Genomic DNA, 26,313 nt, shown 5'->3' with positions numbered 1-26,313 from the left:
GGGAGATAAACCGCCGAACCCGTTCGCCGGCGATTTTGGCTGGGGCGATTGCCTCGCTGCCGTCCGACCGGCGCGTCAGGCAATTGCCCTTCGTATAGACAATTGCGCGCAGCCGCATTCCCTGCAAGACTATGACGCTTCGCCCAATGGGGCAGGCTTGGGAGACGGATTTTGAATTCGCGGCAGGACGGCGGCAGCAACAGGCTGGACGAGGCGGCGCGCGCCGGCTGGCTTTATTATGTCGCCGGAAACACGCAGGACCAGATCGCCGCCACGCTCGGCATCTCCCGGCAGACGGCGCAGCGGCTGGTATCGCTGGCGGTTTCGGAAGGACTGATCAAGGTGCGCGTCGACCACCCGATCGCCAATTGCCTCGACCTTGCCGCGCGGCTGAGGTCGCGCTTCGCGCTCGATTTGGTCGAAGTCGTGCCGAGCGATCCGACCTCGTCCTCGACCACGATCGGCATTGCCGAGGCGGCCGCGGCCGAGATCGAGCGGCGGCTCAGGTCGCCGACGCCGATCGTCATGGCCATCGGCACCGGCCGCACGCTGAAGGCGGCGATCGAGCAGTTACCGCCGATGGAATGCTCGCAGCATAAGGTGGTGTCGTTGACCGGCAACATCTCGCCCGACGGCTCCGCCGCCTTCTACAACGTCATCTTCACCATGGCCGACAGGGTCAAGGCGCGCTCGTTTCCGATGCCGCTGCCGGTCATCGCCTCGTCACCCGAAGAACGCGAAATGCTGCTCGCGCAGCCAATGATCCAGCCGACGCTGGCGCTTGCCGCGGAAGCCGACGTCACCTTTGTCGGTATCGGCGATCTCGGCCCGAAGGCGCCACTCTATGAGGACGGCTTCATCTCGGAAAGTGAATTGAAGGCGCTGCAAAAGGCCGGCGGGGTCGCCGAGATCGTCGGCTGGGTGTTCGACCGGGAAGGCCGCATGATCGACGGCATCACCAACGACCGGGTGTCGTCGGCGGCCTTGCCGTCACGCGAAAAGTCGCTGGTCATTGCGCTCGCCATGGGCGAGCGCAAATTGCCGGGCATTCTGGCCGCGGTGAACCGGCGACTGGTCAATGGCCTCATCACCGACGAGCGGACCGCCTCAGCCCTGCTCGACACCTGAGCTGGCGATAAAATCGGCACGGCTACTTATGCCGCCCGTAAACGTCGTTGCCATCGAGGAAGCCCATGTCGCGCTGCAAATGCGGGGACAACTCCCGGACGTCGACATAGCCGCGCCGGCGGCTCAAAAGTTGAGAGAATTCGTGCGCCAGCACGGAAAACCAGCTCTGCGCCGGGATCGAATGGAGCTTTTGCTGTACCGTGGTCATGATCTTCAGCCTCCGCTATGCTTGAACTGGATTGATCTTCGACGCCAAATATCGGTCTGATTGGCCCTTGCCGCCAATCAAACGTCGATCATGACCCATAAGGAGGGCTTATGCCCCATCTCGGCTCGTCACCGTCGATTTCCCAACTGCCGCCGCTGCAGGCCATCAGGGTGTTCGAGGCCGTCGCACGGCATCTCTCCTTCACCAAGGCTGCGCAGGAACTCGGCATGACCCAGGCCGCCGCCAGCTACCAGATCAAGCTCCTGGAGGAGCGCGTCGGCTCGCCGCTGTTCCTGCGCCAGCCGCGCCAGATCGTGCTGACCGAATCCGGCCAGCGCCTGGCGCCTGCCGTCAGCGAGGCGTTCAGCCTGCTCTCGAGCGCCTATTCGGCCGTACGCGGCGGCGCTGATGGCGTGCTTTGCGTTTCGACGCTGCTGACCTTCGCCTCGAACTGGCTGGCGCAACATCTCGGCTCCTTCCAGCTGTCGCATCCGTCGCTGGCGGTGCGCGTCGATACCTCGAACAGGGTCATCGATTTCGCCCGCGAGGACATGGACATCGCCATCCGCTCCGGCAGCGGCAAATGGCCGGGGGTGGAAACACATCTTCTGTTCAAGGCCGATTTCACGCCGGTGCTCAGTCCGGCACTCGCCGCCAGCATCGGCGGCGTCCACGAACCGGCCGACCTGTTCAAGCTGCCCATTCTCGATCCCGGCGACATCTGGTGGCGGGAATGGTTCGCCCTGGCCGGCGTGCCTGCGGATGAACTTGCCAGCCGCCCCGGCACCAGCATGGGCGCTCAGGCCTATGAGGCGAATGCGGCGATCGCCGGCCATGGCGTGGCGATCCTGACCACGGCGCTGTTCAAGACCGAACTCGCCGACGGCCGCCTGATCCAGCCCTTCGACCTGGTTGGCGACGACGGCCACGCCTATTGGCTGGTCTATCCGACGGCGCGCCGCAACGTGCCGAAGATCCGCGCCTTCCGCGACTGGATCCTGGCTGAGATCGCCTGCGCCTAGGGCAGAGGACCCCGTGGGCTTTTCCAAGAAGACTTACCAGCACGCAGTCGCACTGCGGCGGGGCGGTTAACCAAGCCTGACAAAAACGCTGTCGATATCGCTGGCCTGGCAGGCCCCGTGCTTGTGGCGACTCAATCGAAGAGGATCAATCGTCCGCGGATTGAAACAGGATCGATCAGCGGGCTGATGAAAGTCTATCGTGTCGAAGAAATCGAAAACAACACCGTGCGTGTGACGCACGTGATCGAAGCATTCGCGCCGTTTCAAGCTGCTGCAAAGGCAATCGGCCGGGAAGTTAGGCTGCGCAAGGACGAACCCAACTGGATCCGGGTGACAGAAACGCTGACCAGAGCCAAGCAAACCCGCTATGGCACGGTTTTCGAATATTCTGTCGGAAGCTACCCAGCTCACGGCTGAGGGCATTGGTCCTTGGCTCCATCATGGATGGGGTTGCTGTGGCGAGCACAAAGCCGGTCTGCTAATCGCCGACAGCTACCCTCCCAATCTATTTCAATATTCTCTCCCCGCCAGATGCCTCGCGGCACCGCGCCTGCTGCGCTGCAGCATCGAATCCGGCTTGACATAATTAACATCGAGTGAGTAATTGCTCAGTACCAAGGCAAATGCTCATCTTGGTTCATGGGAGGAATTTGATGAAACTGCGCACGCTCACCCTGGGCTTGTTGTCGGCCAGCGCTCTTGCCTTCGCCGCACATGCCGAATCCATCACCATCGCCACCGTCAACAATGCTGACATGGTCCGCATGCAGACGCTGACGGAGGACTTCACCAAGGCGAACCCCGACATCACGCTCAACTGGGTCACGCTCGAAGAGAACGTGTTGCGTGAGCGTGTCACCACCGACATCGCCACCAAGGGCGGCCAGTATGACGTGATGACCATCGGCACCTACGAGGTTCCGATCTGGGCCAAGCAGAGCTGGCTCCTGCCGCTCGACAAGCTCGGCGACGACTACGACGTCAAGGACATCCTGCCGGCCATCGCCGGGGGCCTTTCGGTCGACGGCAAGCTCTATGCAGCACCGTTCTACGGCGAGAGCTCCTTCGTCATGTACCGCAAGGACCTGATGGACAAGGCCGGCCTCAAGATGCCCGACGCGCCGACCTGGGACTTCATCAAGCAGGCCGCCGACAAGATGACCGACCGCGCCAATGGCGTGAACGGCGTCTGCCTGCGCGGCAAGGCCGGCTGGGGCGAGAACATGGCCTTCCTCACCGCCATGTCGAACTCCTTCGGCGCACGCTGGTTCGACGAGAACTGGAAGCCGCAGTTCGACCAGCCGGAATGGAAGAACACGCTGCAGTTCTACGTCGACCTGATGAAGGCCGACGGCCCCGAGGGCGCCTCGTCCAACGGCTTCAACGAGAACCTGGCGCTGTTCCAGCAGGGCAAGTGCGGTATGTGGATCGACGCCACGGTCGCCGCATCCATGGTCTCCGACCCCAAGAGCTCGAAGGTCGCCGACAAGGTTGCCTATGCGCTGGCGCCTGACACCGGTCTCGGCAAGCGCGGCAACTGGCTGTGGGCATGGTCGCTGGCGATTCCGGCCGGTACGCAGAAAGCTGATGCGGCTCAGAAGTTCGTCTCCTGGGCAACCAGCAAGCACTACTCCGAGCTCGTCGCCTCCAAGCTAGGCTGGGCCAGCGCTCCTCCAGGCACGCGCACCTCGCTCTACGCCAACGCCGAGTACCAGAAGGCAGCGCCCTTCGCGAAGATGACGCTGGACTCCATCAACGCCGCCGACCCGACGCATCCGACCGTCAAGCCGGTGCCCTATGTCGGCGTGCAGTTCGTCGCCATTCCTGAATTCCAGGGCCTCGGCACCACCGTCGGCCAGCTCTTCTCGGCGGCTCTTGCCGGCCAGTCGAGTGTCGACGATGCCCTGAAGCAGGCCCAGGACGCTGCCACCGCGGCAATGACCGAAGGCGGTTATAGCAAGTAAGGCTCCTCCCGGTGCCGACTGCCGGTCTCCTCCTTGACCGGCAACGGCCGCCCGAATCCCAGTTCGGGCGGCCCCTTTCCCACACTTGAAAATTTGGCTGACCTTGAAGGGTGACCGTCATGGCTACTCAGCAGACCCGTTCGCTTGCCCGTTTCATGATGGCGCCATCCGTGGTGCTGCTGTTCGTCTGGATGATCGTGCCGCTGGTCATCACCCTGTGGTTCTCCTTCCAGCAGTACAATCCGCTCAATCCGGTCCGCGACGGGTTCGTCGGCTTCTCCAACTACGCGCTGTTCTATTCCAACCCGGCCTTCCTGCAGTCGATCCTCAACACGCTTGTCCTGGTGGTCAGCGTTCTGCTGATTACCGTGATCGGCGGCATCCTGCTGGCGCTTTTGATCGATCAACCGATGTGGGGACAGGGGATCGTGCGCATCCTCGTCATCTCACCGTTCTTCGTTATGCCGCCGGTCGCGGCACTGGTCTGGAAGAACATGATCATGCACCCGCAATACGGCGTCTTTGCCGACATTGCGCGCTTCTTCGGGGCTCAACCGATCGACTGGTTCGGGCAGCATCCGATGACGGCAATCATCATCATCGTCGCCTGGCAATGGCTACCCTTCGCCACGCTGATCCTGTTGACCGCGCTGCAGTCGCTCGACGGTGAGCAGAAGGAAGCCGCCGAGATGGACGGCGCCGGCTTCGTCAGCCGCTTCATCTATCTGACGCTGCCGCACATGTCGCGCGCCATCACCGTCGTCATCCTGATCCAGACCATCTTCCTGCTGTCGGTCTATGCCGAGATCCTGGTCACCACCAATGGCGGCCCCGGCTACGCCTCCACCAACCTGCCCTTCCTCGTCTACCAGAAGGCATTGCTGGAGTTCAAAATCGGCCAGGCATCCGCCGGCGGTGTCATCGCCGTCATTCTCGCCAACATCGTCGCCTTCTTCGCCATGCGCGCAGTCGGCAAGAACCTGGACAAGTAAGGGAGGATACGATGGCACGTGCAGTCACCACCCAACACAAGGTCATTGCGACGGGCGCCGCCTGGATCGTCGCGCTGCTGATCTTCTTCCCGATCCTCTATACGATCATCACCTCGTTCAAGTCGGAGCAGGAAGCCATCCAGGGCTTCGCCCTGATCCCGTCGGGGACGTTCGAGAGCTATACCGAGGTTCAGGCGCAGAGCGGCTACTTCAAGTTCTTCTTCAACTCGGTGCTGCTCGCGGTCGGCTCGACCATCCTGGCCCTGATCGTTGCGGTTCCGGCCGCCTGGTCGATGGCCTTCTCGCCGGGCAAGTGGACCAAGGACATCCTGATGTGGATGCTCTCGACCAAGATGATGCCGGCGGTCGCGGTGCTGTTCCCGATCTACCTGATCTTCCGCGACACCGGCCTGCTCGACAGCCGCATCGGCCTGATGGTCATGCTGATGCTGATCAACCTGCCGATCGTGGTGTGGATGCTCTACACCTACTTCCGCGAAATCCCGGGCGAAATCCTCGAAGCGGCGCGCATGGACGGCGCCACGCTGTGGGGCGAGATCGCCTATGTGCTGACCCCTATGGCTGTGCCGGGCATCGCCTCGACCATGCTCCTCAACATCATCCTGGCATGGAACGAAGCGTTCTGGACCATTCGTCTCACCACCACCGAGGCGGCGCCGCTGACGGCCTTCATCAGCTCGTTCTCAAGCCCGCAAGGCCTGTTCTGGGCCAAGCTTTCGGCAGCCTCGACGCTGGCCATCGCCCCGATCCTGATCATGGGCTGGTTCAGCCAGAAGCAGCTGGTGCGCGGCCTGACGTTCGGAGCCGTGAAGTAAACCGAAACGGCCTGAAGCAACCGGCGAAAGCAATTCCAGGAAAAGTGTGCAGCGGTTTTCCGTCCGGAATTGCGTAAAACCAAATACTTACCCCTCGGGGAGGAAACCATGGGAAATATCACGCTCAAGAACGTCTCCAAGCATTTCGGATCGACGGTCATCATTCCGGGTCTCGACCTGGTCATCGAGAACGGTGAGTTCGTCGTCTTCGTCGGCCCGTCGGGTTGCGGCAAGTCCACGCTGCTGCGTCTCATCGCTGGTCTCGAGGACACCAGCGGCGGCACCATCAACATCGATGGCCGCGACGTCACCGGCGAGGCGCCGGCCAAGCGCAAGCTGGCCATGGTGTTCCAGTCCTATGCGCTCTACCCGCATATGACGGTCGCCAAGAATATCGGCTTCCCGCTGAAGATGGCGGGCGAGGATGTGGCGACGATCGACAAGAAGGTGAAGGACGCCGCGCGCGTCCTGAACCTTACCAACTATCTCGAGCGCCGGCCGGGCCAGCTCTCCGGCGGCCAGCGCCAACGCGTCGCCATCGGCCGCGCCATCGTGCGCCAGCCCTCGGCCTTCCTGTTCGACGAACCGCTGTCCAACCTCGATGCGGCGCTGCGGGGCACCATGCGTCTCGAGATCAGCGAGCTGCATCATCAGCTCAAGACGACGATGATCTACGTCACCCACGACCAGATCGAAGCCATGACCATGGCCGACAAGATCGTCGTGCTCAACGCCGGCAACATCGAGCAGGTCGGCTCGCCGATGGAACTCTACAAGTCGCCGAAGAACCTGTTCGTGGCAGGCTTCATCGGTTCGCCGAAGATGAACCTGATCGAAGGGGCGCCGGCCGCCAAATACGGCGCCAAGACCATAGGCATCCGTCCCGAGCACATGAACATCTCGACCACGGCGGGCGACTGGAAAGCCACTGTCGGTGTTGCCGAACATCTCGGCTCCGACACCTTCCTGCACGTCCAGGCTGACGGTGTCGGGACGCTGACCGTGCGCGCTGACGGCGAAATGCCCGTCCGTCACGGCGACACCATCTATCTCACGCCCGACAAGGTCCGGATGCATCGCTTCGGCCCCGACGGAAAGGCGCTGACGCAGTGAGGCTGAAAGGCAAATCGGCGCTGATCACCGGGGCGGCGCGCGGCATCGGCAGGGCTTTTGCCGAAGCCTACGCGCGCGAAGGTGCCACGGTGGCGATCGCCGACATAAACCTGGAGGCCGCGCAGAAAACGGCGGCGGCGATCGGCGCGGCGGCCTATGCGGTCAGGCTGGACGTCTCCGAGCTCGCCTCGATCGAGGCGGCAGTGAAGGCGGTCGAGGCCAAAACCGGCGGCCTCGACATATTGATCAACAACGCCGCTCTGTTCGACCTGGCGCCGATCGTCGAAATATCGAAGGCCAGCTACGACAGACTGTTTTCGGTCAATGTCGCCGGCACGCTGTTCATGCTGCAGGCCGCCGCGCGCTCGATGATCGCGCGTGGCAAGGGCGGCAGGATCATCAACATGGCGAGCCAGGCCGGTCGGCGCGGGGAGCCTTTGGTCGCTGTCTACTGCGCCACCAAGGCGGCGGTCATTTCGCTGACCCAGTCTGCCGGGCTCGACCTGATCAAGCACCGCATCAACGTCAACGGCATCGCGCCGGGCGTCGTCGACAGCGACATGTGGGATGACGTCGATGCGCTGTTTGCAAAGTACGAGAACCGGCCGAAGGGCGAGAAGAAGCGGCTGGTCGGCGAGGGCGTGCCTTACGGCCGCATGGGCAAGCCTGAAGACCTCTCGGGCATGGCGGTGTTCCTGGCCAGCGACGAGGCCGAATACATCGTCGCCCAGACCTACAATGTCGATGGCGGCCAATGGATGAGCTGAGGCGGATGAGTTGAGGGGGAGGCGCCCCTATCCCTTTCCTCCGGGGAGAAAGGCGTCGCGAGGCGGGGCGGCACGAATGCCAAAGGCACGTGCCGTCCCCGCACTCTCCTCAGAGGGTTGAGGGCGGAATTGTCAGGCCGGCAACGGGTAAGCACCGGCAAAAGGGTAAAGCAGATGACCGTGAAACTCTCTTCCTCCATCCTCGCCAAACTCCCCGCCAAGGTTGCCGGTCCGCAGTACGACCGCGCCAGGCTCAAACCAGGCATCGTCCATTTCGGCGTCGGCAACTTCCATCGCTCGCACCAGGCCGTCTATCTCGACGACCTCTTCAATTCGGGTATCGGCCATGACTGGGCGTTGATCGGCGCCGGCGTCTTCGAGGGCGAAAAGGTTGGCCGCACCAAGCTGCAGGAGCAGGACTGGCTGACCACCGTGGTCGAGCAGGATTCCGACCATATGAGCGCCCGCGTCACCGGCGTCATGATCGACTTCCTGACGCCCGGCGACGCCGACGCGATCATCGACCAGCTTGCCGATCCGGCGATCAAGATCGTTTCGCTGACCATCACCGAGGGCGGCTATTTCATCGATCCGGCCTCCGGCAAGTTCAACCCGACCCATCCCGATATCGTCGCCGATGCGCAGGCCGGCACGACGCCGAAGACGGTGTTCGGCCTCATCTTGGCCGGGCTGATGCGCCGCCGCGCCGACGGCATCGTGCCCTTCACAGTCATGTCCTGCGACAACATTCCTCATAACGGCCATGTCACCTCGGACGGCGTCATTGGGCTGGCCCGCCTGATCGACGAGGATCTGGCCAACTGGGCGAGCGACAACGTCGCCTTTCCGAACGGCATGGTCGACCGCATCACGCCGGCCACCTCCGATCGCGAGCGCGGCATTCTGGCGACGGAATTCGGCCTTGAAGACAATTGGCCGGTGTTCTGCGAGCCGTTCAAGCAATGGGTACTGGAGGATCATTTCACCGACGGTCGCCCGCCGCTGGAAAAGGTCGGCGTGCAATTCGTCAAAGACGTCGCGCCCTACGAACTGATGAAGATCCGCATCCTCAATGGCGGCCATGCCACGATCGCCTATCCCGCGGGACTGATGGACATCCATTTCGTCCATGAGGCGATGCAGGAGCCGCTGGTGCGCGGCTTTCTCGCCAAACTCGAACAGGATGAGATCATTCCGACCGTGCCGCCGGTGCCGGACACCGTTCTGGAAGACTACTATCAACTCATCGAGCACCGCTTCTCCAACCCCAAGATCGGCGACACCATTCGCCGGCTTTGCCTCGACGGTTCCAACCGGCAGCCGAAATTCATCATCCCGACCATCGCCGACCGGCTGAAGGCCGGCAAAGGCGTTGCCGGTCTGGCGCTGGAATCGGCGCTGTGGTGTCGCTATTGCTTCGGCACGACCGACAGCGGCGCCGTCATCGAAGCCAACGACCCGAGCTGGGACCGGTTGCAGGCAACCGCCAGCGCGGCGAAGGACAAGCCCGGCGCCTGGCTTGCGATGGAGGACATCTATGGCGATGTTGGCCGCGCAGCACCTTTCGCCGAGGCCTTTGCCCATGCGCTCAACGTCTTGTGGGCGAATGGCGCGCGCGCGACGCTGACGCGCTACATCGCCGGCAAGCTCTGACGCGAGCCGCAATGACGCCCGAACTGGTCATCTTCGACTGTGACGGCGTGCTGGTCGACAGCGAGGCGCTGTCGGTCTCGGCCTTGCTCGGCATGATCGCGGCTGCCGGCGGCTCGGTCAGCGAAGATGCCGCCTATGAGCACTTCCTCGGCAAGAGCATGAAGAGCGTGCGCGAAATTCTCGGCCGCGATTTCGCGATCGACATCAGCGACAGCCATCTGACCGACATGCGCGTCGAACTGATGCGCAAATTCCGCGAGGAGCTGAAGCCGATCCCCGGCATCAGGGAAATCCTGCCGAAGCTGGGCGTACCCTGCTGCGTCGCTTCCTCCGGCACGCTCGACCGCATCCGCTATGCGCTCGACGTCACCGGGCTTCTCGGCCTGCTCGAACCGCATCTGTTCAGCGCCGCCATGGTCGCGCGCGGCAAGCCGGCGCCGGATCTTTTTCTGCATGCAGCCGCCGCCATGGGCGCGCATCCTGGCAATTGCATCGTCGTCGAGGACAGCCCGGCCGGCATCGCGGCTGCGCGCGCCGCCGGCATGCGCGTATTTGCCTTCACCGGCGGTTCGCACGCCGGCAACCCGGCCTTGAAAGCGCGGCTTGCGTCGAGTGAACCGGACTTTATATTCGCTGACATGCTGCAATTGCCCGATCTGATTGCAGGCCTGGGAGCGAGAGTAAAAGCATCTTGACGAAAAGCTTCGTTTGCGCGGTCGATGTCGGCACCGGGAGCGCCCGCGCGGGCATTCTCGACACGTCAGGCACCTTGCTCGGCCGCGCCGAGCATCCGATCGTGATGCACCAGCCGAAGGCCGACCACGCCGAGCACAATTCGCAGGACATCTGGTCGGCGGTGTGCATTGCCGTGCGGGCGGCACGCGAAAAGGCGGGTGTGGCGCCGCAGGATATTGTCGGCATCTCGTTCGACGCCACCTGTTCGCTGGTGGTGCTGAACAGGGACGGCGGCCAGCTCAGTGTGTCGGTGACCGGCGAGCGGCGCTGGGACACCATCGTCTGGCTCGACCATCGCGCCATCGCCGAAGCCGACGAATGTACGGCAAGCGGCCACGCCGTGCTCGACTATATAGGCGGCGTCATGTCGCCGGAAATGGCGACGCCGAAGCTGATGTGGCTGAAGCGCAATCTGCCCGGCACGTGGCATGAAGCCGGCTATCTATTCGACCTCACCGATTTCCTGACCTGGAAGGCGACCGGTTCGCTGGCGCGCTCGCAATGCACGCTGACCGCCAAATGGACCTATCTGGCGCATGAGCAGACCGGCTGGCGGCGCGACTTTTTCGAGACCGTCGGGCTCGGCGATCTGTTCGAGCACGGCAACCTGCCGGAGAGGGCGAGTGCGGTTGGCGCCGACATCGGCACGCTCTCGGCAGAAGCGGCAGCGGAGCTTGGCCTGACCGAGAACTGCCGGGTCGGCGCCGGCGTCATCGACGCCTATGCCGGCGCGCTCGGCGTGCTCGGCGGCTTTGCCGGCGACGAACAGAATATCGGCCGGCATCTGGCGCTGATCGCCGGCACGTCGTCCTGCGTCATGGCGATGTCGCCCGACCCGCAGCCTTTCGCCGGCGTCTGGGGCCCCTATTACGGTGCGGCGCTGCCAAAACTGTGGCTGTCGGAAGGTGGGCAGTCGGCAACCGGCGCGCTGCTCGACCACATCATCCGCTGGCATGGCGCCGGCGGCGAGCCGGATGCGGCCATGCATGCGAAGATCGCCAGGCGCGTTGCCGAATTGCGCGCCACCGAGGGCGACAAGCTCGCCGCCAGGCTGCATGTGCTGCCCGACTTCCACGGCAACCGGTCGCCGCTTGCCGATCCGCATGCCGTTGGCGTGGTCAGTGGGCTGACGCTGGACGCCTCCTTCGACAGCCTGTGCAAGCTCTACTGGCGCACCGCCGTCGGCATCGCGCTCGGCGTGCGCCATGTGCTGGAGGCGCTGAACGAGAACGGCTATTTGATCGACACGCTGCACGTCACCGGCGGCCACACCAAGAACCCGCTTTTGATGGAGCTCTATGCCGACGCCACCGGCTGCGCTGTCATCGAGCCGCTGGCCGATGAAGCGGTGCTGCTCGGCACCGGCATGGTCGCCGCCACCGCCGCAGGCCTATTCCCTGATCTGAATGCCGCTTGCGTCGCCATGCAGCAAGGCGGCAGAACACGCGCCTCGAACCCGGCCGCATCAGGCCGCTTCGACCGCGACTACAAGATTTTCCTCGAAATGCACCGCCAGCGGCAGGCGCTCGACGCGATCAGCTAGAGCAATTCCAGGAAAAGTGTGAAACGGTTTTCCCGGGAAAAGCGCGTAGCGCTTTCCCTTGGGAATTGCGTAAAAACAAATACTCTCGTCACGTCAGCGATTTCAACGCCGGCTCTCGATGATCTCGATGAAACGGGCGAACAGTCCGGCCTGGGATTTGATGCCGAGTTTGCGGTGGATGTTGCGGCGGTGGACCTTCACGGTTCCCGGCACGATGCGCATGGCTCTCGCGATCGACTCGGTGGAATGCCCCTGCAGCACCAGATCGACGACATGCTTTTCGCGCGGCGTCAGCGACAGGCTCTCCCAGATGTGCGCGCGGTCGAACTCGTTGACTGCGGCGATCGTCTCGTCCTGTTCCGCTTCGTCCGGCTCGTCGCCCGCAAGAGCTGGCCAGCGCAACCGGGCGAAACCGATCACCGCCGGCGCCATGTCGCGCAGCAGCCTGGCATCGGCGGTGCCGAAGGGCCCCGAGGCCTGCAACCGCATCAGCGACAGCACCAGCGCATCCTTGCCGGGCAATGGCACGAAGAAGCCGACCTCCTCGGCGAGCCTTGTCTGGCTGTAGTAGGTGCGAAAATACTCGCTGGCATAGAAACGGTCGGGCGCCAGTTCGCGCATGCGCCAGAACCCCTCCTTGCGCTCCACCGCCGCGTGATGAAACGGGTCGAGCAGATAAGGCCCTTCTTGATAGAGCGTGACAAAGACATGGCTCTCGGCCGGCGAGAAGGTTTCGAACAGCAGCAGCGGTCGTGAGGCGCCGCGATAACCGAAGATCACGCAGTGGTCGAAGTGGACGTGCTGTCGCAGCCAGCCGACCATTGCCTGGCCGAACAGGTCGCCGCTGGCTTCTCGCGTTGCCGCGACAAGCGCAGCGAGTTGGCTGTATTCGTCGCTGCGGGACGCACTCAAACCATACCCCCTTAAACGAGAAAATAGACTAGATATACCACCTGCGAGGTATATACTAGCCGCCATTGGCTCTGGTAGCGTCCGGAAATAGCCCTGTTGCTGGAGCCAGCACTTTGACCGCAGTGCCAGACATCGAGTTTCGCGGCGTCACCAAGCGCTACGGCGCCGTGACCGCTGTCAGCGGCATCGATCTGACGGTCCCTCCGTCCGCCTTTGTCGCCCTTCTCGGACCGTCCGGCTGCGGCAAGACGACATGCCTGCGCATGATCGGCGGCTTCGAGCAGCCGAGCGAAGGCCAGGTGTTCATCCGCGGCCGGGACATGGCCGGCACGCCGCCCTATCGCCGGCCGGTCAACATGGTGTTTCAGCAATACGCGCTGTTTCCGCACCTCGATGTGGAAGCCAACGTGTCCTACGGGCTGCGCCAGGCACGGCCGCGCCTGTCGTCGCAGGAAATCGGCCGCCGCGCCGGCGAGGCGCTCGAAATGGTGCGGCTCGCCGGCTATGGCGGCCGCAAGATCCACGAACTATCCGGCGGCCAGCAGCAGCGCGTGGCGCTGGCGCGCGCGCTGGTGAACAAGCCGGCGGTGCTTTTGCTCGATGAGCCGCTGGCCGCGCTCGACAAGAAACTGCGCACCGACATGCAGATCGAACTGCAAAACCTGCAGCGTGAGATCGGCATCACCTTCGTGCTGGTCACCCACGACCAGGAGGAGGCGCTGTCGATGAGCGACTTCGTCTGCGTCATGAACGGCGGCCGCATCGTCCAGCTCGGCCAACCGAGCGAGATCTATGACGAGCCGGCCGACCTGTTCGTCGCCAACTTCGTCGGCAAGACCAATCTGTTGAGCGGCAAGGTCGCCGGGCATACAGGCGACCTGATCAACGTGGCGCTGGCGGACGGAACCGTCATTGCCGCGCGCAAGCGAACCGCCTTGCAGCAGGGCGAGAGCGTTTCGGTCAGCCTGCGGCCTGAATCGCTCAGCCTCGGCGCCCCGGAAGGCAGCCCATTCAAGGGCATCGTGCGCAACCGGATCTTTTTGGGCTCGACCGCGGAATACGCGATCGAGGTGCAGGGCATCGGAACGCTGCTGGCCAAGGCCGACCATGTGATCGGCCATGGCAATCTCTTCAAGCCGGGTGAACCCGTCGCCATCGGCTTTGCCTCCGGGACGCCGCTGGCGTTTCCGGAGACCAAGAACAACGGGACCAACCAGAGGGTAGCAAAAAATGTCGAAATCATATCGTGACGGACTGCCGATAAGCCCTGAGAACTTCGTCGACCAGCTGATGCGGTTGAAGCGCGGCTCGATCGGCCGCCGCGACTTCCTTGGCCTCACCGGCCTGGGCATCGCAACCGCGGTGATGGCGCGCGAGATCGGCATCATGCCGACGTCGGCCTTCGCCGCCGAAAACCTCGGCGACCGCATGTCGATCGCCACCTGGCCGAACTATCACGACCCGCAGACCTTCGAGAATTTCAAGAAGGACACCGGCGTCGCCGTCGAGGTCAACGTGTTCGGCTCCAATGAGGAGATGCTGGCCAAGCTGCAGGCCGGCGCCTCGGGCTGGAGCCTCTTCGTGCCGACCAATTACACGATCTCGACCTACAAGAAGCTCGGCATCATCGATCCGCTCGATATGGCGAAGCTGCCGAATTTCGACGGCTCCCAGGAAGACCCACGCTTCACCTCGGAAGGCACGATCGACGGCACGACCTACGCGGTTCCGAAGAACTGGGGCACGACCGGCTTTGCCGTCAACACCAAGAAGCTGACGAAACCGATGACGAGCTGGAAGGAGTTCTGGGATGTCGCCATGGCCGAAGGCGATGGCCGCACCATGGTCCACGACTACCAGCTGACCACCATCGGCAACGCGCTGAAATATTACGGCTATTCCTTCAACTCGCTGAAGCCGGACGAACTCGCCAAGGCGGAAGAACTGCTGCTCAAGGTCAAGCCGCATCTGTTTGCGGTCTCGTCCGACTACCAGCCGGGAATGCGGGCGGGCGATGCCTGGATGACCATGTGCTGGACGAATGACGGCGCGCAGCTGCATCGCGATATCCCGGAGATCGCCTATGTGCTGGGCAAGGAGGGCGGTGAGATCTGGACCGACTTCTACGCCATCCCGAAGGACGCGCCGAACAAGCCGGCCGGCTATGCCTTGCTCAATTATCTGATGACCCCTGAGGTCGCGGTGAAGGAGCATCTGGCCAACGGCGCGCCCTCGACCGATGCGCGGGTCAACAAGCTGCTGCCCAAGGAAGTGCTCGACAATCCCATCCTCTATCCGGCGGCCGACCTTTTGACCCCCTTGGAATTCGGTGCGGCGGCGACGCTGACCGATCCCGGCCGCGCCGAGCTGATGGCGCGATTCAAGTCGGCTTGAAGCCGGCCTGAATGAGACAAGCAACCGGCGGGCACATGTCCGCCGGCATCGGGGCGGTTTCCATGCACGGCAACAGATTTCGGCATAATGTCCTGACAGCGCTGCTGCTCGCACCGGCAACAGCGTGGCTGGTGGTGTTTCTGGTATTGCCGTTCATCGCAATTGCAGTATTCAGCCTCGGCGAGCGGGCGCCGGAAGGCGGCTATCAGGCCGCCTTCACGCTGGCGCAATACGCTAACCTTCCGGCGCGGGCGACCGCCTTCTGGAACACGATGATGCTGGCGCCGGTGGGCGCGCTCGCCTGTCTGCTCGTTGCCTACCCGGTCGCCTACTACCTTGCCTTGAAGGCACCGCAGCGCTGGCGGCTGATCCTGCTGGCGCTCGTCGTCATTCCGTTCTGGACCAGCCTTCTGATGCGCACCTATGCCTGGATGTACATTCTGGGCGGACGCGGCATCCCGGCGCTGCTCGCGTTTATCGGCATCGAGGATGTCAGGCTGATCAACACGCCGGGCGCCGTCCTGCTCGGCATCGTCTACGGCTATCTGCCGCTGATGATCCTGCCGATCTATGTCAGTCTCGAGCGGCTCGACCGGCGGCTGCTGGAAGCCTCCGCCGATCTCGGCGCGACGCCGCTCTCGACTTTTCTGGGTGTTACCCTGAAGTTGTCGCTGCCGGGCGTGATGACCGGCTTCTCGCTGGTCATGATCCTTCTGCTCGGCGAATATTTGATCCCGACGCTGCTTGGCGGCGGCAAGGTGTTCTTCATCGGCAACGCGCTGGTCGACCTGTTCCTGCAGTCGCGCAACTGGCCGTTCGGATCGGCCATCGCCATCACGCTGGTGGCGGTTTCGGTGGTGGTGCTGATTGCCGCCAACCGCATTTCGACACGGGTGTCGGGCGCCCGTCAGGTGGATCTGATCTGATGCGCGCCTTCGTCACCGCCGTCTTCGCCTTCCTCTATCTGCCGATCGCGCTGGTCGTGCTGTTCTCCTTCAACGCCGGCCGTCACGCCAGTGAGTTCACCGGCTTCTCGGTGCAGTGGTACGGCACGGCGCTGTCGAATCCGTTCCTGGTCGAGGCGCTGAAGAACAGCCTGTTCATCGCCACCACCAGCGCGCTTCTGGCGGCGGTGTGCGGCACGGCAGCAGCGCTCGGCCTGGCACGGGTCGGGCTCAGAACCCGTGCCGTCTTCGACGCGCTGATGGGTGCCGCAATCGTCGTTCCGGGCGTCGTCATAGGCATCTCGACGCTGGTGGCGCTGGTCCAGCTGTTTGGCGTGCTCAACCCGTTCCTGGCCTCGATCTGGCCGGACGACCAGCCGCCGCGCCTGTCTCTCGGCTATGGATCGATCATTGCCGCGCACGGCCTGTTCTCGATGGCGCTGGTGACGATGATTGTCGGCACGCGGCTTGCCAGCCTCGACCGCAATCTGGTCGAGGCCTCGAGCGATCTCTACGCCACGCCGCTGACGACGTTCCGTTCGATTGTGCTGCCGCAGATCATGCCTGCGGTGGTCGCCGGCTTCCTGCTCGCCTTCACCTTCTCCTTCGACGATTTCATCGTCGCCTTCTTCGTCGCCGGCGCGCAGACGACGCTGCCGATCTATGTCTTTGCCTCGATCCGGCGCGGCGTCACGCCGGAAATCAATGCCATCGCCACCATCGTGCTCGTCGCCTCGATCCTGCTCGTGGTGCTTGCCCAATGGCAGCTGCGCCAGCGCATGCCATCCAGCTGAAAGACGCATTCATGATCCTCAAAGACCGCATCGCCGTGGTGACGGGCGCCGGTTCCGGCATCGGCCGCGCCGGCGCCATGATCATGGCCAGGGAAGGCGCGCTGCTGGTCATAGCAGACCGGGATCTGGCCAGCGGCGAGACGACGGCCGCCGACATCCTCGCGGCAGGCGGGCAGGCCGAGGCGATTGTCACCGACGTCTCTGACGACGCGGCGGTAGGACAGCTCATCACGGCCACGCTCGGCAAATATGGCCGCATCGACATCCTGCACAATCACGCCGGCATCCAGGTCGGCGGGGCGCTGACCGAAGTCGAAGTCGATGGCATGGATGCGTCCTGGCGCATCAATGTACGGGCGCAGTTTCTGGCCGCGCGGCTGGTCATGCCGGCGATGGTCGCGCAAGGGGGTGGCGTCATCCTCAACACGGCCTCGAATTCCGGCGTGTTCTACGATCGCGAGATGATCGCCTATGCCACCTCCAAACATGCGGTGGTGGCGATGACCAGGCAGATGTCGCTCGACTATGCCCGCCACAATGTGCGCGTCAACGCGCTCTGCCCCGGCTGGGTCGACACGCCCTTCAACGAGCCGTTCATCGCCCAGATGGGCGGCCGTGAGGCGATCGAGACCTACGTCCGCACCAAGATCCCGATGGGGCGCTGGGCCAGCGCCGAAGAGATCGCCGAAGCGATCCTGTTCCTCGTCTCCGACCGCTCATCCTTCATGACCGGCCAGGCGCTGGTCATCGACGGCGGTGAGAGCATCGGCTGAGCGAAAATGCCGGCCGCATGGGAGAGCCTCACCTCCCTGGCTCAATCGCTGCCCGTCCGTCCTCCCTTGCCATACTGTCGCATTTCGTCCAATTAGACGACGCAAACGCCGCGAAACCGAAGGTTTTGCCGTTTGGAAGTGCGGCTTCCGGCCAATTGCCGACGCGCCGCAATCGGAAAGAGCAGGACAATGTCTGCGATCGAAGCCGGCGCTCATGCGCCGGAAAATCTTTGGCGTCAGGAAATCAGGGCGACGCTGGCGCTCGCCTGGCCGATGGTGCTGACCAATCTTGGCCAGACGGCGATGACAGCCACGGACGTCATGATGATGGGGCGCCTGGGCGCGGACACGCTGGCCAGCGGCGCGCTCGGCGCCAACCTCTACTTCATGCCGCTGATCTTCGGCCTCGGCCTGATGCTGGCGACCTCGCCGATGATCGCGACAGAGCTCGGCCGCCGCCGCCATTCGGTGCGCGACCTGCGCCGCACCGTTCGCCAGGGCCTGTGGCTGGCGATCCTGATCGCCATCCCGATCTGGATCTTCCTGTGGCATGGCGAGGCAATCCTGCTGGCCATGGGCCAGGAACCGGCGCTGGCTCACCAGGCCGGTATCTATCTGCGTTGGCTCGAATGGGCGGTGCTGCCCTTCTACGGCTATATCGTGCTGCGCTCCTTCATCTCGGCGCTGGAGCGGCCGGGCTGGGCGCTGGTCATCGTTTTCGTCGCCGTCGCCTTCAACGCCTTCTTCAACTGGGTGTTCATGTTCGGCAATCTCGGCGTCACCTCGATGGGCATTGCCGGCTCGGGGCTTGCCACCACGCTGTCGAGCACGCTGATGTTCTGCGGCCTGGCCGCTGTGGTGATGCTTGAGAAGAAGTTCCGCCGCTACCGCCTGTTCGGCCGCTTCTGGCGGTCCGACTGGCCGCGCTTCAAGGGGCTGCTGCGGCTCGGCCTGCCGATCGCCGGCATCCTCGCCTTCGAGGTGACGATCTTCAACGCGGCAGCTCTGCTGATGGGCCTGATCGATGCGGATTCGCTGGCCGCGCACGCCATCGCCATCCAGATCGCCTCGATCTCCTTCATGGTGCCGCTCGGCCTCAACCAGGCGGTCACCGTGCGCGTCGGCCTGGCCCATGGCGCCGGCAATCCGGCAGGTGTTTCGCGCGCCGGCTGGACCGCCTTCGTCATCGGCGTGTCGTTCATGGCGCTGATGGGTCTGGTGATGGTTCTGTGGCCGCATCTGCTGATCAGCGCCTTCATCGACATGACCGATCCGGTCAATGCCCGAGTGATCGCGCTTGCCGTGTCGTTCCTGGCCTTTGCCGCGCTGTTCCAGATCTTTGACGGCGCCCAGGCCGTTGCCGCCGGCATGCTGCGCGGCCTGCACGACACCAAGGTGCCGATGATCTATGCCGCGATAGGCTATTGGGGCATCGGCCTGCCGCTCGGCGTGCTGCTTGCCTTCCATTTCGGCTTGCACGGCGTCGGCATCTGGATCGGCCTGGCGTCGGGTCTGGCGGTGGTGGCGGTGCTGCTGCTCGCGCGCTGGCTCAGGCGCGACCGCATCGCGCCGGCGCTCGTCTTCAGCCACTGAAAACAAAAAGCGGACCGTCCAGTTTTGGGGTTTTTGAGCTATCGCTGGAGCCGCCCTTGGCTACTGACCCCAACCTACGCCTGCCGGCTTTAGGGCCAGCCTCTCCCATAGTCGAAACTGATAAGGTAGATTGTCGCATCGGGAAGGGGCGATGCAACACGCATTTGGACCATTCGAACTTGATGAAGCGGCACGCAAACTGTCGCTGGGCGGCGTTGCGCAGAAGATCCAGCCGCTTGTCTTCGACCTGCTGGTGTACCTGGTGCGCAACGCCGGCCGGGTCGTCCCCAAAGACGAATTGATGGACGCTCTTTGGCCGGATGTCATCGTAACTGAAGCATCGCTTCAGCGCGTCGTCAGCCTCACGCGAAAGGCGCTTGCAGCCGGCCGCCTGCAGGACGCGATACACAGCTACGTTCGCCATGGCTATCGCTTCGCCATCGATGAGCCGGGACTGGGATATGTCCAGCCTGCCTCGTTAAAAGGGGCCGACGATATTGCTGAGGCTCGCAGGCTGGCAGCCTCGCGCGACTGGAGCGCGGCCGCAAAATTGTTCGCGCATTTGGCGGACAATGGCCATCTCTCTCCTGCTGACGTCGATCTCTGGGCTCTGGTCGTCGAATGTGGCGGGCGGCCGACCGAGGCGATCCCTGTGCTGGCGCGCGCTGTTGCGGCTCATGTCGAGGCCGGCGACCTCGCCCGCGCCGCCAGATCCGCTGTCACACTCGCAAAGATCCAGGCTGAGCGGGGATCGGGGGCCGTCGCAGACGGATGGCTGGAACGTGCTGCATCGCTTCTGTCTCAGTCGCCAGACGATGCTACGCAAGCCTATCTGCTGTGGATGAGGTCGCGCCTGGCATCCTCTGGCGGGCGGCTCGAGGAAGCGCTGCAACTGGCGTCAGCCGCTTACGCGATAGCTGAAAATTGCGACGATCCCGGCCTTCGGGCTCTGACTTTGACATACAAGGGATTTTTCAATCTCGCCCTGGGCAAGATCGAGGAGGGCAGCGAGCAGCAAAACCATGCGGCGGCTATCGCCCTGTCGAGCCAGGTCGACCCGATCACCGGTAGTCTGGTTTACTGCAATATCCTGTGGAGCTGCAGGACATACGCCGATTGGCCCCGTGCTCGCCAGTGGAGCGAAGGCTTCGAAAGCTGGTGCACCGCAAGTTTTGCGCAGACCTCGGGCGCGTGTGACCTTCATCGTGCCGAAGTGGTCGCGGCGCAGCAGATATTGCCTGAAGCCCTGAGCTGCATAAACGAAGCGCTTCCCAAACTCTCCGCCGAGGAATCCTGGTCGCTCGGCGAAGGCTTCCGCGTCCGCGGCGATATCTTTGCCATGATCGGCGACCTTGCATCGGCGCGCGCCGACTACGACCAGGCTTATGCGATGGGCTGGGACGCGGAGCCGGGCAATGCTGTGTTGTTGTTCGAAACAGGCGATCTGGACGGAGCGCTTGCCGCGCTCGATCGGGCTCTGCAAGGGATGTCGTGGTTCCATCTGCAGCGGCGCGGAAACCTGCTGGTGAACGCAGCCTGCATTGCAGCGCGCGGCGGGCGCTCTGCCCAGGCGGCAATCTATCTCGCCGAAATCGATGCCCAGCCAGACCGCTGGCGGCAACCGGCAACGCAGGCATTGATAGCCGAAACCAAGGCGGCGCTTTGCGAACCAGGCGACCCAAACGGAAATCGGCTTCTGCTGTTGGCCCGGCAGCTCTGGACCAGTGCAGGCGTCGATTATCACGCGGCAAGGGTTCGGCTGCGGCTCGCCAGTGCCTTGTTGCGTTCGGGCGACGTCAGCGGGGCGAAGGTGGAGATAAGCGCGGCAGAGAGAGCGGCCCGCCAGCTGGGATCGCGGCGCCTGGAAGAGGAAGCCGCATCGCTTCGCCACAGCTTTACGCGCTAAACCCAGCCGCTTGTCGATGGCTCTACGCAAGAACTCACCCTCTGACCCATGCCTCCTTTGACAGGACGGGCTGCTGATCGAGCCTATCGGCAGTGGCAGTGAAAGATCAGCCAGAGATCAGGTGCCGATAAGGACGATCAGTCCTCTCGACGGTAATTTTCCCCAGCCAGGCAGACACGCCTGGCGACCAGCAGCGCCGGTGAAAAGCTTGCGCGAAATCGAAAGGGAAAGATCATGAACCTGTTTGTTATCCGCCGCCCCAGCGCCTGGGCATCGTTGCAGGAACTCGAAGCCGCCGGCGCCAAATCGGCAAAGGTCGCCAAGGAACAGATGTCGGGCACGGTCAGCTGGATCCGCAGCTATGTCGTGCACGAACCCGACGGGCGCATCGGCACCTTCTGCATCTACGAGGCCAAGGACGGCGAGGCCATCCGGGATCACGCCAAGCGCGTCGGCATGCCCGGTGAGGAATTCTACCCGGTCGCCGACACGGTCATCATTCGCAATGATCCGATGACGGCGGCCGCCTGACGACCTCCAGTCGCTGCCTCGCGCAACCAGCGGGGCAGCGTCATCCAACCAGCAAGCATGAACAACACGGCGTTTGGAGCGGGAGGCACGTTCCATGCGCTGCGATTCCCCACGATTGGAGAAACCAATGTTTCACTACCTAAAGCGCGTTTCGATCGGGCTGAGAGCACGCAGGGCCGAGAGGGCCTTGCAGGAACTGCCTGACCACATCCTGAAGGACATAGGCATCCGCCGCGGTGCGATCTCCTATGCCGTTCGGGAACACTTCAAGGACCGTCTCATTTGAGTGCCCACCCCAATTGGAAACCAGGGACATGGAACTTCTGATAAACATGGCGAACATCATGTATGTGATCGCCTACTTCACGCTGGACATTTTGCGGCTGAGGATTCTCACCACCGCGGCTGCAATCTGCCTTGCCGTGTATTTCTATAGCCAGCCGGCGCCGCTCATGAACGTCGTCGGCTGGAACGTTTTCTTTGTGCTTCTGAATCTGGTCCAGATCGGCCGCATTTTGAAGGCGCGCTACGCGCCGGCCGGCGGCGTCTTTTGGCGCGGTCGAGCTGGATAGGCACTGCGTCCATGGCGCAACGGTATCACCATTTCTGCCAATCTTGCTCCTGTTCATGACCCGAGCCGGACATATCTACCAGCCATCGCTAGGTGCCCAATGAATGAGGAGGCAATTCCGATGAAGGCAATCGTAGTAACGGACCAAGCTGCGGGAACGGCAGGGATGAAGCATGGGCAGCGACCCGAGCCACAGGCAGCGATAAACGACGTTGTCGTTCGGGTTCATGCGTCGGGATTCGTCCCGACTGAGCTGGCGTGGCCCTCGACCTGGACTGACCGTGTCGACCGCGACCGGACGCCATCGATCCCGGGGCACGAGCTGGCCGGAGTGGTCACCTCCCTTGGCTATGGCACCACGGGGCTGTCGGTGGGACAGCGGGTCTTCGGCCTTGCGGACTGGTATCGCGACGGCACACTCGCGGAGTATGTGGCCATGGAAGCACGAAACCTTGCGCCATTGCCAGGCGACGTGGACTTCACGGTGGGCGCTAGTCTGCCGATCTCCGGCCTGACCGCATGGCAGGGACTGTTTGACCACGGCCGCCTTAAGGCGGGGCAGAGCATCCTTGCACATGGTGCGGCCGGCGCGGTCGGATCTATGGTGACGCAACTCGCACGAGAGGCCGGCGCCTACGTCATTGGCACCGGACGCTCTGCCGACCGGCAGAAGGCGCTCGACTTCGGCGCGAACGAGTTCGTCGATCTCGAGAACGACGTCCTGGAAGACGTCGGCGGCGTCGATCTGGTGTTCGATGTCATCGGCGGCGACATCCAGAAGCGATCCGCGGCTCTGATTCGAGCCGGAGGAACACTGGTGACCGTCGTCGGGCCGCCCGAAGCGCGGCCCGCCAATGGCCTGGCGATCGACTTTGTTGTCGAGTCCGATCGCGCTCAACTAAGTGAGATTGTCCAGCGGGTGCGGGACGGACGACTGCGGACAAACATCGGCCACATCTCGACCCTGGACGATGCAGTTTCCGCGTTCAACCCGACCGAGCGACGCTCGGGGAAGACAATCATCCGCATTCGTTCGTGAACGACATGTCTGTCGATGCACGCGGCCGGTTGCTATTGCATGGATGCAATCAGTTGCCGTCCGACGACATCGCGCCGAGCAGCCTGCGTATATCGCCGAACCTGGCGATCGAGCCGAACACCAGTGCCGCCACAGCGACGAAGAACACCGACACCGCGGCCATGGTCGGCGTGTAGCCGTAGCGCAGGGCGTTGAAGATCTTGATCGGCAGCGTCTCGGTGGTGAAGCCGATCGTCATGTAGGCGACGATGTATTCGTTGAGCGACAGCACGAAGGCAAACGCATAGCCGGAGACGAGATAGGGCAGGATCAGCGGCAGCACCACGGTCTTCAGCACCGTGCGGTCGTCGGCGCCCATGGTGGCCGCGGCCTCGACCAGCGAGCGGTCGATCGAGGCAAAGCCCAGCGACAACGTCACCAGCGGCAGCGTCACGAAGAAGATGGCGTGGCTGATGATGGCGGTGAAGAACTGACCAAACAGCCCGACCGTCGCCCAGAAGGAGAGGAAGCCGAGCGCGGTGATGACCGGCGGCAGGATGAAGGGCGCCAGCCCCAGCACCTGAAAGATGTTTGCCCATGGCGCGATGCGCCGCCACAGGAACCAGGCCAGCGGCAGCGCCACCGCGACGGCAATCGCCGCCGAGCAGACGGCCAGCGTCACCGAATGGACCAGCGCCAGCCGCCATTCATGATCGGTGAAGATCTGGGCATACCAGCCGAGCGAGAAGCCAACTGGCGGGAAGGTGAGCTCCTGGCGCGAATTAATCGATACCCCCGCCACCACGATCAGCGGCGCCGCCAGGAACAGGGCGACGATGGTGAAATAGACACGGCGCAGCAAGGTCGCGGTCATAGGGCGTTCTCCCGGCGTCCGACGAGCAGCGTCAGTCCAACCAGCGCCAGCGAGATCAGCACCAGGAACACCGCCATTGCCGCGGCAAATGGCATGTTGGACTGGTAGATCGCCTGGTCGGTGATCAGCACCGACAGCGTCCAGTGCTGCGGCCGTCCGAGGATCTGCGGCAGCAGGTAGGAGCCGAGCGCAAAGACGAAAACCATGATCAGCGTCGCCACGATGGTATTGCGCAGCGCCGGCGCGACGACGTTGAAGAAGGCCCGCACCGGCGACGCGCCGAGCGTGCGCGCGGCTTCTAGCAAAGTCGGGTCGAGGCGCACGAGAGCGGGGTAGAGCACCAGGATGGTGTAGGGCAGCGCCTGGTAGACCATGCCGGTCAGCACCGCGCCGAAGGTCGGCAGCAGCGCCACCGGCTTGTCCATCAGCCCGATCGCCACGAACAGGTTGGTGATCCCGGCGGTGCGCGAAAACAGCGTCGACCAGGCAAAGCCGATGATGACTTCCGACAGCGACAGCACCGACAACAGGCCGACCAGCCACAGCGTCTGCACGCGGCGCGGCCGGCGGGTCAAAAGATAGGTGAACGGGAAGGCAATAGTGACGCAGCAGACGGCGACCAGCACCGCCAGCATCAGCGAAAAGCCGAGCACGCCGCCGAAGAACACCGACAGGAAGCGGGCGTAATTGTCGAACACGAAATCCGGTGTGTAGAAGCCGGAAGGATTGCGTTTGAAAAAGCTCACCGCGATCATCGTCGAGAACGGGACGACGAAGAAGATAATCAGCATCAGCGCCGGAAAGAACAGCGGCGTGTAGTCGGCTACCGACTTCGGAGCTTCGCGTCTCATGCGCCAAGCACCACGCAACTGGCCGGCGGTAGCGTGACGCCGACCTTGGCGCCGACCGGCACGTCATGGCGCTCGCGCGGCGTCGTCACCGCAATGATGCTGGTGCCGCCAACATCGACGAAGGTCTCGATGGTGCCGCCGAGATCGCGCACGAAACTGACCTCGCCGGTAATGGCCGAGCCGCCGGGGCTGCCGAGATGCACGTCCTCGGGGCGGACTGACACCGAAGCCTTGGTCTGACCCGCCGGCATGGCAAGGCCCGGAATGGCGGTGCCCAAAATGGTGGTGCGCCCGGTGCTGTCGACCTCGGCCGGCAGCAAATTGGTGATGCCGATGAAGTCTGCGACGAAGGCGTCGGCCGGCTTGCGGTAGATCTCGATCGGCGGCGCCGCCTGCAGGATCTTGCCATGGCCCATGACGACGACGAGGTCGGCCATGGTCATGGCCTCGCGCTGGTCGTGGGTGACGACGATGGTGGTGATGCCGAGCCGCTGCTGCAACTGGCGCAGTTCCACCTGCATGGCCTCGCGCAGCTTGGCGTCGAGCGCCGACAGCGGCTCGTCGAGCAGGAATAGTTTCGGCGACAAGGCGAGTGCCCGCGCAATCGCCACGCGCTGGCGCTGGCCGCCCGACAGCTTTGCCACCGGACGGTCGGCAAAGCCGGGCAGATGGATCAGGCTCAGCAGCTCGTCGACGCGTTTCTTCTGCTCCTCCTTCGAGGCGCCGCGAATGCGCAGCGCATAGGCGATGTTGTCGCCGACGGAAAGATGCGGAAACAGCGCCAGCGACTGGAACACCATGCCGAGATTGCGCTTGTGCGTCGGCAGCGGCGTGATGTCCTCACCGTCAAGCACGATGGCGCCGCTGGTCGGCTCCTCAAGCCCGGCAATCATGCGCAGCAGCGTGGTCTTGCCGCAGCCCGACGGGCCGAGCAGGCAGACGAACGTGCCGTGCGGCACGTTGAGCTGGACATTGTCGACGGCGGCGAAATTGCCGAATGTCTTGGTAATGGCGTTGATGTCTAGTCCGGGCATGCTCATCCCTCTCAGGCTGTCCGCTGGAGCAATTCCAGGAAAAGTGTGTAACGGTTTTCCGTCCGGAATTGCTTAAAAACAGGAAGTAGGCCGCCGTTTCCATGAAGCGGTGACCTGCTTCTAGCGGGGCCGCCGGAAGAATCCGGCGGCCAGTCAG

Annotated in this window: 27 protein-coding genes; 22 read left to right on the top strand and 5 right to left on the bottom strand. The window is 63.5% G+C overall.

Translation table 11 applies throughout. The annotated features are described in order from the left end of the window. Positions 1 to 171 precede the first annotated feature (171 nt). Positions 172 to 1,128 (top strand): sugar-binding transcriptional regulator, encoded by a 957-nt coding sequence (locus tag ACWGTO_RS13250; RefSeq protein WP_454575283.1) that lies wholly within the window; start codon positions 172 to 174, stop codon positions 1,126 to 1,128. Between the two features lie 22 nt (positions 1,129 to 1,150). Here ACWGTO_RS13250 and ACWGTO_RS13245 read toward each other — a convergent pair whose 3' ends face one another. Then, on the bottom strand, positions 1,151 to 1,336 hold the full coding sequence (locus ACWGTO_RS13245; protein WP_454575282.1) for a hypothetical protein: 186 nt from the start codon (positions 1,334 to 1,336) through the stop codon (positions 1,151 to 1,153). 110 nt (positions 1,337 to 1,446) lie between these two features. On the opposite strand from ACWGTO_RS13245, the gene ACWGTO_RS13240 reads away from it, so the two are divergent. From ACWGTO_RS13240 to ACWGTO_RS13195, 10 genes are all read left to right on the top strand, one after another. After that, a complete protein-coding gene (locus ACWGTO_RS13240; RefSeq protein ID WP_454575281.1) occupies positions 1,447 to 2,358 on the top strand; it encodes a LysR substrate-binding domain-containing protein in 912 nt (303 codons plus the stop codon). A 117-nt stretch (positions 2,359 to 2,475) separates the two neighbouring features. Then, on the top strand, positions 2,476 to 2,775 hold the full coding sequence (locus tag ACWGTO_RS13235; RefSeq protein ID WP_454575280.1) for a hypothetical protein: 300 nt from the start codon (positions 2,476 to 2,478) through the stop codon (positions 2,773 to 2,775). A 236-nt stretch (positions 2,776 to 3,011) separates the two neighbouring features. Beyond that, on the top strand, positions 3,012 to 4,322 hold the full coding sequence (locus ACWGTO_RS13230; protein WP_454575279.1) for an ABC transporter substrate-binding protein: 1,311 nt from the start codon (positions 3,012 to 3,014) through the stop codon (positions 4,320 to 4,322). Positions 4,323 to 4,441: 119 nt separating this feature from the next. After that, the gene (locus ACWGTO_RS13225) at positions 4,442 to 5,314 is read left to right on the top strand and encodes a carbohydrate ABC transporter permease (protein WP_454575278.1); all 873 of its coding nucleotides are present in this window, start codon (positions 4,442 to 4,444) and stop codon (positions 5,312 to 5,314) included. 11 nt (positions 5,315 to 5,325) lie between these two features. Continuing rightward, positions 5,326 to 6,150: a carbohydrate ABC transporter permease gene (locus ACWGTO_RS13220; RefSeq protein WP_454575277.1), complete on the top strand. Its 825-nt coding sequence runs from the start codon at positions 5,326 to 5,328 to the stop codon at positions 6,148 to 6,150. A 108-nt stretch (positions 6,151 to 6,258) separates the two neighbouring features. Further along, positions 6,259 to 7,263: an ABC transporter ATP-binding protein gene (locus tag ACWGTO_RS13215; protein WP_454575276.1), complete on the top strand. Its 1,005-nt coding sequence runs from the start codon at positions 6,259 to 6,261 to the stop codon at positions 7,261 to 7,263. After that, entirely contained in the window at positions 7,260 to 8,030 is a 771-nt protein-coding gene (locus ACWGTO_RS13210; RefSeq protein WP_454575275.1) for an L-iditol 2-dehydrogenase, read from the top strand. Before ACWGTO_RS13215 ends, ACWGTO_RS13210 begins: the two co-directional genes overlap by 4 nt. 174 nt (positions 8,031 to 8,204) lie before the next feature. Further along, positions 8,205 to 9,683, top strand: coding sequence for a mannitol dehydrogenase family protein (locus ACWGTO_RS13205; protein ID WP_454575274.1), 1,479 nt, complete (start codon positions 8,205 to 8,207; stop codon positions 9,681 to 9,683). Positions 9,684 to 9,694: 11 nt separating this feature from the next. Continuing rightward, entirely contained in the window at positions 9,695 to 10,378 is a 684-nt protein-coding gene (locus tag ACWGTO_RS13200) for an HAD family hydrolase (RefSeq protein ID WP_454575273.1), read from the top strand. After that, positions 10,375 to 11,961, top strand: a complete 1,587-nt coding sequence (locus ACWGTO_RS13195; protein ID WP_454575272.1) for an FGGY-family carbohydrate kinase — start codon at positions 10,375 to 10,377, stop codon at positions 11,959 to 11,961. The genes ACWGTO_RS13200 and ACWGTO_RS13195 overlap by 4 nt, the downstream gene beginning before the upstream one ends. 102 nt (positions 11,962 to 12,063) lie before the next feature. Here ACWGTO_RS13195 and ACWGTO_RS13190 read toward each other — a convergent pair whose 3' ends face one another. Then, the gene (locus ACWGTO_RS13190; protein ID WP_454575271.1) at positions 12,064 to 12,873 is read right to left on the bottom strand and encodes a LuxR C-terminal-related transcriptional regulator; all 810 of its coding nucleotides are present in this window, start codon (positions 12,871 to 12,873) and stop codon (positions 12,064 to 12,066) included. 113 nt (positions 12,874 to 12,986) lie between these two features. Between ACWGTO_RS13190 and ACWGTO_RS13185 the strand changes: the two genes are divergently transcribed. From ACWGTO_RS13185 to ACWGTO_RS13135, 11 genes are all read left to right on the top strand, one after another. Beyond that, complete coding sequence (locus tag ACWGTO_RS13185) at positions 12,987 to 14,123, top strand: ABC transporter ATP-binding protein (RefSeq protein WP_454575270.1); 1,137 nt, start codon at positions 12,987 to 12,989, stop codon at positions 14,121 to 14,123. Next, positions 14,104 to 15,267: an ABC transporter substrate-binding protein gene (locus tag ACWGTO_RS13180; protein ID WP_454575269.1), complete on the top strand. Its 1,164-nt coding sequence runs from the start codon at positions 14,104 to 14,106 to the stop codon at positions 15,265 to 15,267. The genes ACWGTO_RS13185 and ACWGTO_RS13180 overlap by 20 nt, the downstream gene beginning before the upstream one ends. A 62-nt stretch (positions 15,268 to 15,329) precedes the next feature. Further along, positions 15,330 to 16,193: an ABC transporter permease gene (locus ACWGTO_RS13175; protein ID WP_454575502.1), complete on the top strand. Its 864-nt coding sequence runs from the start codon at positions 15,330 to 15,332 to the stop codon at positions 16,191 to 16,193. Then, entirely contained in the window at positions 16,193 to 17,005 is an 813-nt protein-coding gene (locus ACWGTO_RS13170) for an ABC transporter permease (RefSeq protein ID WP_454575268.1), read from the top strand. The genes ACWGTO_RS13175 and ACWGTO_RS13170 overlap by 1 nt, the downstream gene beginning before the upstream one ends. 11 nt (positions 17,006 to 17,016) lie before the next feature. After that, positions 17,017 to 17,778, top strand: coding sequence for an SDR family NAD(P)-dependent oxidoreductase (locus ACWGTO_RS13165; RefSeq protein ID WP_454575501.1), 762 nt, complete (start codon positions 17,017 to 17,019; stop codon positions 17,776 to 17,778). 189 nt (positions 17,779 to 17,967) lie between these two features. Continuing rightward, the gene (locus ACWGTO_RS13160; RefSeq protein ID WP_454575267.1) at positions 17,968 to 19,371 is read left to right on the top strand and encodes an MATE family efflux transporter; all 1,404 of its coding nucleotides are present in this window, start codon (positions 17,968 to 17,970) and stop codon (positions 19,369 to 19,371) included. A 151-nt stretch (positions 19,372 to 19,522) separates the two neighbouring features. Continuing rightward, positions 19,523 to 21,277 carry a winged helix-turn-helix domain-containing protein gene (locus ACWGTO_RS13155; protein ID WP_454575266.1) on the top strand — a complete coding sequence of 585 codons (1,755 nt, stop codon included), beginning with the start codon at positions 19,523 to 19,525 and terminating at the stop codon, positions 21,275 to 21,277. A 234-nt stretch (positions 21,278 to 21,511) separates the two neighbouring features. Then, the gene (locus tag ACWGTO_RS13150) at positions 21,512 to 21,808 is read left to right on the top strand and encodes a nickel-binding protein (protein ID WP_056595260.1); all 297 of its coding nucleotides are present in this window, start codon (positions 21,512 to 21,514) and stop codon (positions 21,806 to 21,808) included. 127 nt (positions 21,809 to 21,935) lie between these two features. Then, positions 21,936 to 22,094 carry a DUF1127 domain-containing protein gene (locus ACWGTO_RS13145; RefSeq protein ID WP_454575265.1) on the top strand — a complete coding sequence of 53 codons (159 nt, stop codon included), beginning with the start codon at positions 21,936 to 21,938 and terminating at the stop codon, positions 22,092 to 22,094. A gap of 28 nt (positions 22,095 to 22,122) precedes the next feature. Further along, positions 22,123 to 22,380, top strand: coding sequence for a hypothetical protein (locus ACWGTO_RS13140; protein WP_454575264.1), 258 nt, complete (start codon positions 22,123 to 22,125; stop codon positions 22,378 to 22,380). Between the two features lie 120 nt (positions 22,381 to 22,500). Continuing rightward, the gene (locus tag ACWGTO_RS13135; protein ID WP_454575263.1) at positions 22,501 to 23,418 is read left to right on the top strand and encodes an NADP-dependent oxidoreductase; all 918 of its coding nucleotides are present in this window, start codon (positions 22,501 to 22,503) and stop codon (positions 23,416 to 23,418) included. Positions 23,419 to 23,467: 49 nt separating this feature from the next. Here the strand turns inward: ACWGTO_RS13135 and ACWGTO_RS13130 are convergent, their stop codons facing one another. From ACWGTO_RS13130 to ACWGTO_RS13120, 3 genes are read right to left on the bottom strand one after another with little or no spacing between them, the layout of a single operon-like run. Next, positions 23,468 to 24,271 carry an ABC transporter permease gene (locus ACWGTO_RS13130; protein WP_454575262.1) on the bottom strand — a complete coding sequence of 268 codons (804 nt, stop codon included), beginning with the start codon at positions 24,269 to 24,271 and terminating at the stop codon, positions 23,468 to 23,470. Further along, the gene (locus ACWGTO_RS13125) at positions 24,268 to 25,122 is read right to left on the bottom strand and encodes an ABC transporter permease (RefSeq protein WP_454575261.1); all 855 of its coding nucleotides are present in this window, start codon (positions 25,120 to 25,122) and stop codon (positions 24,268 to 24,270) included. The genes ACWGTO_RS13130 and ACWGTO_RS13125 overlap by 4 nt, the downstream gene beginning before the upstream one ends. Continuing rightward, positions 25,119 to 26,156, bottom strand: a complete 1,038-nt coding sequence (locus ACWGTO_RS13120) for an ABC transporter ATP-binding protein (RefSeq protein WP_454575260.1) — start codon at positions 26,154 to 26,156, stop codon at positions 25,119 to 25,121. Before ACWGTO_RS13120 ends, ACWGTO_RS13125 begins: the two co-directional genes overlap by 4 nt. Positions 26,157 to 26,313: the final 157 nt, after the last annotated feature.

It is taken from the genome of Mesorhizobium sp. PL10 (genome assembly GCF_053714315.1).
Note: the sequence above shows the minus strand (reverse complement) of the source record. Positions and strands in the feature narration are given on the sequence as shown.